At 62.9% G+C, this 6,650-nt stretch carries 3 protein-coding genes; 1 reads left to right on the forward strand and 2 read right to left on the reverse strand.

Annotation, left to right across the window (positions count from 1 at the left end):
• Window positions 1–590: 590 nt before the first annotated feature.
• Together ACFQ24_RS04635 and ACFQ24_RS04640 are read right to left on the reverse strand one after the other, a co-directional pair.
• Window positions 591–2,495: a hypothetical protein gene (locus ACFQ24_RS04635; protein WP_380909328.1), complete on the reverse strand. Its 1,905-nt coding sequence runs from the start codon at window positions 2,493–2,495 to the stop codon at window positions 591–593.
• Window positions 2,492–4,228 carry a hypothetical protein gene (locus ACFQ24_RS04640; protein WP_380909330.1) on the reverse strand — a complete coding sequence of 579 codons (1,737 nt, stop codon included), beginning with the start codon at window positions 4,226–4,228 and terminating at the stop codon, window positions 2,492–2,494. Before ACFQ24_RS04640 ends, ACFQ24_RS04635 begins: the two co-directional genes overlap by 4 nt.
• 270 nt (window positions 4,229–4,498) lie before the next feature.
• Between ACFQ24_RS04640 and ACFQ24_RS04645 the strand changes: the two genes are divergently transcribed.
• Window positions 4,499–6,529: an NACHT domain-containing protein gene (locus tag ACFQ24_RS04645; RefSeq protein WP_380909332.1), complete on the forward strand. Its 2,031-nt coding sequence runs from the start codon at window positions 4,499–4,501 to the stop codon at window positions 6,527–6,529.
• Window positions 6,530–6,650: the final 121 nt, after the last annotated feature.

Below are 6,650 nucleotides of genomic sequence, written 5' to 3' on the forward strand. Positions count from 1 at the left end.
CCGGCCGGGCTACGCCCGACCTCCACCGCACCCAGCGCAGGGCGCTCCCCACAACCGTCCGCCTAATCTCGAAAAGGGGGTCCCTCTTCGACGCCGATACGGGGTCCCGTTTGCGCGCCGTTTGACATGGGTTCGATTCTCAAACGCGGAATCACAGACCAAAAATAAGGCTGATTCGTCGGCCCTATTTCTACCGAATCATGCTTCAAATGTCATTTGTTGAACGAGGGGCTCACGGCAGGGATGTCGACAGTCCCGAATGGCTCCTTTCAGGAGCGCGATTGGGATAGCGGACACTCCGGGCGGCGAAACGCGCTTCGGCTTCGCGCCTTTAAGAGGCCATCGCCGCTATACCGCGGCATCCTAAAAGCGGTCAGACCGCTCTGACGGTCGCTTTTGGAGTGGGAAATAGACGGCGCCGCCTTACGAGTTAGCGCTGAGCTGACGTGTTCGCACGTTGTCGTCTCTCATGTCCTTGCGCAATTGAGCTGTGGCGCACCGCACGGTGTCGCCCGACGGGAAACGTAGAGGCGCCGCAAGGAACCTAGCGTGACTGACAAGCACCGGACGGGTACCAATCGCAGCTGCGCTCAATCGACTTGGACGTCGCCTAGCGCGATGTGCATCGAGCAGGCACGCGCGATTTCGTGATTGTCGAGCGCCGCGGCAGCGACAGCGGGGCGGCTGATGCTTGCCCGCAGCATCGGGCGCCAGCGGCGCCTGGGAATCGGGCTACGTGTCGGCTGTGGGCCGCGTGATGCAGGGGGTATAGCGGAAACGGGGCGATCATCGTCCTTGGCGACTGCGTCGATGATATCGAGCCAAAGCTGTGGCGGCACCGGCATGCGATGCAACCGGCAGGCTGTCAGGACGATAGGCCAATGGCCAAGCTCGACCGCCGAGAGCCGATCATAATCGGTAATGGCTTCGCATTCGCGCCGCGCCATGAACATCGTGCGTGTCTCGCCCTTCTTGGGGGTGACATCGCACAACACCGAGCCGTGACGATCGTCGCCAAGATAGAGCTGCGCCTCGCTGTCCTGGTCGAGTAGGAACATCTGGAAATTGCAGTGCGGCAGGTCCTCGGCCTTGAAGTCGACGATCCGGTCGAGCACGTCCTCGCGCTTGAGCGCCTCGGCCCAGAAGGCGAGCATCGGATAGAGCACGCTCCCCTCGGTAGAATCCTGGCGATATTCGTCGCTGCTGCTCGCCGGGTGCGCGACCAGATACCAGTAGCTCGCGTGCCGGGTCGGGTAGGCCCCATGCGTGCGATAGGCGAACCATGCGTTGTCCGAGAGCCTGTCGGCCCATTGGCCGATCGCGTCGTGGAACGGCTTGCGGCAGGCGAGAAAGGTGATCGCGAGCCCGATGTCGATCGCCTGCCAGTCGGCGATCGGCGTCAACAGCGCCGGGTTGTTGCGGATCAGCGCCACGAGCTGGGCCGCGAGTTCATCAATCGCTTCCGCCTGATCGCCGTCGGGCACGAGCTGAGGCGCCTTCGCGAAATCACTGGCCAGCCAAACCAGCCACAGCCCCCGCAGCGCGATCCGGCCGACCATGTCGAAGAGCTTGAGGTTCACATCGACCGCACTCATCGAGCGGATCGCCGACGAGATGCCATGCTGGGTATCGGCGTGCGGCAGGATCGCCTCGGCGTAGAGTTCGTCCCAGATGGCATGGTGCAGTTCGACCAGCGCGTTGAACGCGAGACCAGCGGCTTCACCCGCCTGGGTGGTTTTGCCGAGATTGTGTTTCAGCAACTGCCACGCGTGCAACAGCGCCATCTCGCTCGCGCGATAGGGCGCTTCGACATTCTCGGCCTCGCGCGCCCAGCCGAACATGATCCACAGCGAGAGGGTCATCTGCCGCACGCGGCGCAGCCGATCCGCCCTCTTCGGCTTGGCTTCGTCGGTCAGCACCCGGATCAGCTGCCCGAAATGGCTCATCGCCACTTCCGGTTCCTCGACCATCGCCACCGCCTTGCGCAGATGACCGCGCAAATCGCCCGACATCAGACCCTCGCGTAAGGGGCCTTCGTCGATAAGCGCGGCGAGATGATCGCCGTCCCATTGCCTGAAGCTGATCCGGTCGTTCGAGTTGAAGTCGATATAGCCTTCGACATCCGAGCGGACGCTCTCATCGATCCCGCCGCCGAAAGTGAGGCAGACGACAACGGGAAGCTGAGCGTGCTCGATCGGAAGCCGAGCGCGCAGATAGACGTGGAGGATTTCATCGAGCGAGGGCTTCAACGCCTGCTGCCCGACATTCCAGTCCTGGCGGGTGAGGTTCCCCGCCTTGACCGAGAACAGGAAGACCTTGTCCTGCCCGTCGGTATCGCGCCCGACCGCGCCGATATCGACGCCATGCTGGCGCGTGCCCACGCTCGGGCGCGAAAAAACCCTGTACCCCATCTCCGTCAGAAGATCGGGCAGGATCGCGTCCAGCTCGCCTCGCTCGCGCAGCGAGGCCAGATACTCGCGAATCATCAGCCTCATGTCGGCAACCGCTCGACACGGAAATGTCGCAGCATGAGATCGATCCCGTGCGGATCGACCACGATCATGCGCGCATATTCGTGGGAATGATGGTGGCTCTGCATTTCGGTGACAATGCGCCGTTCGGGGCCGGGCTCATCGCCGAACGGCTGCACATAGGTGATCGAGCGATTGCCGTAGAGCAGCACGACCTTGGTCGCGAGCAGCGAGAAGATCGATTCCTTCTCGCCGGCCTTCATCGCCTCTTCCATCTCCTGTTGCCGGCGGCGCCATTCGATCATCCGCTCACGCTCGGACGGGTCGAGCGCCTTCACCCGACCCACCGCGCGCAATCGTTCGAGATAGTTTTCCAGCTGCTGAAGCGCCGCCTGGACATGCTGGGCCGCCGGATCATTAGTGTCCTTGGCAGCCTCGCGCAGATGGTCGCCAAGCTCGCCCGAATAGTTGATGAGCAGCGGATCGAACAGCAGTTCGGTCGCGCCCTTGACTGCGTCGCCGATACCAGTGCGCATGATCGCCATCAGCAGTGAAGCGGCCGTGACCGGGGTGGAAAAGAGGTAGCCGACCGCCTTGCGTGCGAGGAAGATGAGTTCGGCCGGACCATAGCCGAACGGGGCGAGGTCAGGACGGAGCACCATCGGCGCGCCATGTACCTTGGCGACCAGCGCCATGACCGCTTCGCCAAGCGCGCGGTCGCCGCTCAGGAACCATTCGACCGCGAGCGTCTCGAAACGCGCGCGATGCTGGGTCAGCAACTGATGCTCGAACCCGTCGAAACTGTGAACGGTCAGCGCGCCGCGATTTGCGGAAAGGAGTTTGCGGACAATGCCGATGGCGCGCTCAACATGCTTGCCCGAGATCATCTGGTAGAGCGCATGATCGAGATGATCGACTGCCACAGCATCGTCGCCATCGATGGTCTCGGCGATCTCTATAAGCTGATTGAGGATCGCTGGCGTGGCCGACTTCCACTGAAACCAGAGTGCCTGCATCGCCCGGCCGCGCATCTCGCTGCCGCCGCGGTTCGCGGCGAGGGTGACGATCGCGGAAGTATCGGCCGGGTTGGCCTGTTCGCCGCGACCATGCAGCTCGATCGCGGAGTAGAGACCTATGCCAAGGCTTTGGTCATCGGTTTCCTGTTCGAGATGATGGCGCAGCGCGGTGATCGCGCGGGCCGCGAGCGCTGGGGTTGTGCCAAGCGAGCCAAGTGCCTCGAGCGCGGCGGTGCGCGGCGGTCCGGCTTGGTTCGCGATCAGGGTGAGCGCCCAGTCGAGCGCGCCGTCTGGATCGCTCGTTGACGCGCCTTCAAGCGCAAGGCGAAGATACCAGCCATCGCGCGGTTCTTTGAAATCGAGCAATGCGGCGATGGCGGTGGCGCGTCCGGCGCCCTTGCACCAATCGCGGAATGGCAGCGCGATGAAGCCGCCGTCGCGATTGGGGCCGCCTTCCTCGACTAGGCGGCGGACCGCCTTCAGCATAGCCACCGGTTCGGCGTTCAGCTGCGGCAGCGCGTCCGAATAGAATTGCTGGATCTCGTAGAAGCGGAATGTGTCGCCATCATCGTCAAGTCCGTCGATCGCGGCCAGCAGATCGAAACGGCCTTTTTTGTGGAGGCCGATGGCAAGCGCGCGCATCGAAGCCTCATCGGCGTCGTCGCGCAGATTATAGCGACTGACGAAATCGAGCCACTGGCCCGCTTCGAGCGCCTGGATGATCTCTTGTTCGAGCGTCATGAGCCCCCTTTGCCCTGATCGACGAAGATGGGGTCGCCCGTTCGATCCGGCAATGATCTTTTCTATCTTTGTTCTTCCGTCCCACATGTTGCCATGCGGCCGCGCTCTATTACGCGCGCGCCGCCGAGCGCTTGTCCGACGGGAATTGGACGATCGTAGCCGGCCCTCTCGACCGGGTCGCGGCCCAAGAAGCACGCCCGTTACGCGGTCGAGGTGATACGCGACCACTACGCGTTGATTGAAAAGAGCAGCAATGATTAAATTGCTATCATGGCGGACGTCGAACCCAGTATCGAGATTGACCGGAGGCTTGAGCGCGAAGACCCGACCTCGCGCGTGCCGGTGATCATTGATCAGGCGGCGATCCTTGATCTGGATGGTCCAGTCGTCATCCTTGGCGATCCGGGCCTGGGCAAAAGCGTGCTGGCGCAGGCGATCGGGCGGCAGGCCGGCTTCGTCTACGTCCGCGCGGCAAGTTTCGTGCGGAATGCTCAGCCTGAACGCCTGATCCCCAATGGCGAATGTCTGGTCATCGACGGGCTGGACGAGATCGCGTCGGCGACCGTTGGCGGCGGCGTCGATGCCATTCTCGGTCAATTGTCGAAGCTCGGCTATCCCCGCTTCATCCTGTCGAGCCGCGAAGTCGACTGGCGCGGGGCGGCCGATCGAATCAAGATCGAGGATGATTATGGGCAACCCGCCATTCTCCTCCACTTGCTGGCGTTCGACCGAGATGATGCGGCGCTTTTCCTTCGCCGTAATTTCCCTTCCGTCGATGCTGAGGGCGTGCTCACCCATCTTGCCGATCGTGGGCTTGAGGAAATCTACAAGAATCCACTGACGCTGCGGCTGATCGGCGAGGTCGCGGCGAGCGACGAGGCATTGCCGAATAGCCGCGCGCAGTTACTTGATCGCGCGTGTCAGCTTCTTGTGCAGGAAGAAAATCCGCGCCATCACGACGCCGAGCACGCACATGCCGAGGCCGAGAAACTGCTTCTCGCCGCTGGTGCCTACGCCGCCACCCAATTGCTGTGCGACCTTGCGGGTCTGTTCAACGGCCCGGCGGGCAAGATACCCGATGGCTGCGTCCATGTCGGGAGCATCGCCGCGCTTCCGCATGCCGAGACCATCGACGCCGCGCTCCACACGCGGCTGTTCGAAGCGGAAGGTGGTCAGCGCTTTCATCTCCTGCACCGGGTCATCGCTGAGTATCTCGGCGCGAAGTGGCTCGCGCGCTGCTTCCAGTCCGGCGTGTCGGCGCGGCGGCTCTTCTCGCTGTTCGGCCAGGGCCACGGCGTACCGACATCGCTACGCGGGCTGCACGCCTGGCTGGCCTATTTCGATGATACGCTGGCGGAGATCTGTGTCGACGCCGATCCCTATGCGGTGCTGCGCTACGGCGATGCCGAGACAATGCCCGTCCATGTCGCGCGCGGCCTACTGCGCGCCCTGGCCGCGCTGTCCGATCGCGACCCGTTTTTTCGCGCGGAGGATTGGGGCCGGCATCCGGCAAGCGGTCTCATGCGCGTCGAACTCAAGGACGACATTCTTGCCCTGATCGGGACGCCCGATCAGCACACGCACCTCACGCTGTTGCTGGTCGAGGCAATGGCGGGAAGCGAACTGACTGCGGCACTGGAACCGGAATTGCGCGCGATGATGTTCGACACCGCGCGCTACTATGGCGAGCGCAGCCGCGCCGCCGACGCGCTGCGTGAACTGGGCCGGATCGATGATCTCGCCGAGACGATCGAGCGGCTGCTGGCGCAAGGTGGCGAGGATGATCGGCGGCTGGCTTGGGAGGTGCTGCACGATCTCGGGCTCGGCACGGTGTCCATGGATCTGGCCGTCCGCACGCTCTACGCGCATATCGGGGTCACCGTCAGCGACCTCGACCAGAATGACGACCGGCTCGATCTTGCGCACCTCAGCGACAGCTCGATCGAGATACTGACAAGCGCGCAGCTCAGCGCACTGCTCGACGCGGCACGCGACTATGGCGAGCCACTCGTTGATAACAGCAATCACTCGGCCAAGGCCCAGGTCGCCGATCTGGTGCGGTTGGCAGGACTTCGCGCGTTGATTCTCGACCCCGACATGGCCCCGGCCGATGTCTGGAGGCGGCTGCACTGGATCGATCACAATCAGGGCTATAAGCGCGAGACGACTAACGCCCTGACCAATTGGTTTGGCGCGCATTCGACGGTTCGGCGCGCCGTTCAGACCCATGTCGTGTTCGATGCGGGTCACGAGCATATCCGCGACGCCTCTTTTGCATTCTACGCATGCCGTCTTTGTTGATTTCCACTGAGAAGTGACCCGGGTAGGGCGTAAATTTCCGCTGAGAATTGACCCATGTTGAACTCGTCCCTGGCTTTGACAAGCGAGGGTATATGGAGTGTTGGACATGGCGTTATTGAGC

The sequence above is a fragment of the Sphingobium olei genome (genome assembly GCF_042678845.1).
Classification (GTDB): domain Bacteria; phylum Pseudomonadota; class Alphaproteobacteria; order Sphingomonadales; family Sphingomonadaceae; genus Sphingobium; species Sphingobium olei.

Excerpts from the sequence above, each read along its gene's own strand:
- ACFQ24_RS04635 (WP_380909328.1), bottom strand. The coding sequence starts at position 2,495 with ATGAGGCTGATGATTCGCGAGTATCTGGCCTCGCTGCGCGAGCGAGGC.
- ACFQ24_RS04640 (WP_380909330.1), bottom strand. The coding sequence starts at position 4,228 with ATGACGCTCGAACAAGAGATCATCCAGGCGCTCGAAGCGGGCCAGTGG.
- ACFQ24_RS04645 (WP_380909332.1), top strand. The coding sequence starts at position 4,499 with ATGGCGGACGTCGAACCCAGTATCGAGATTGACCGGAGGCTTGAGCGC.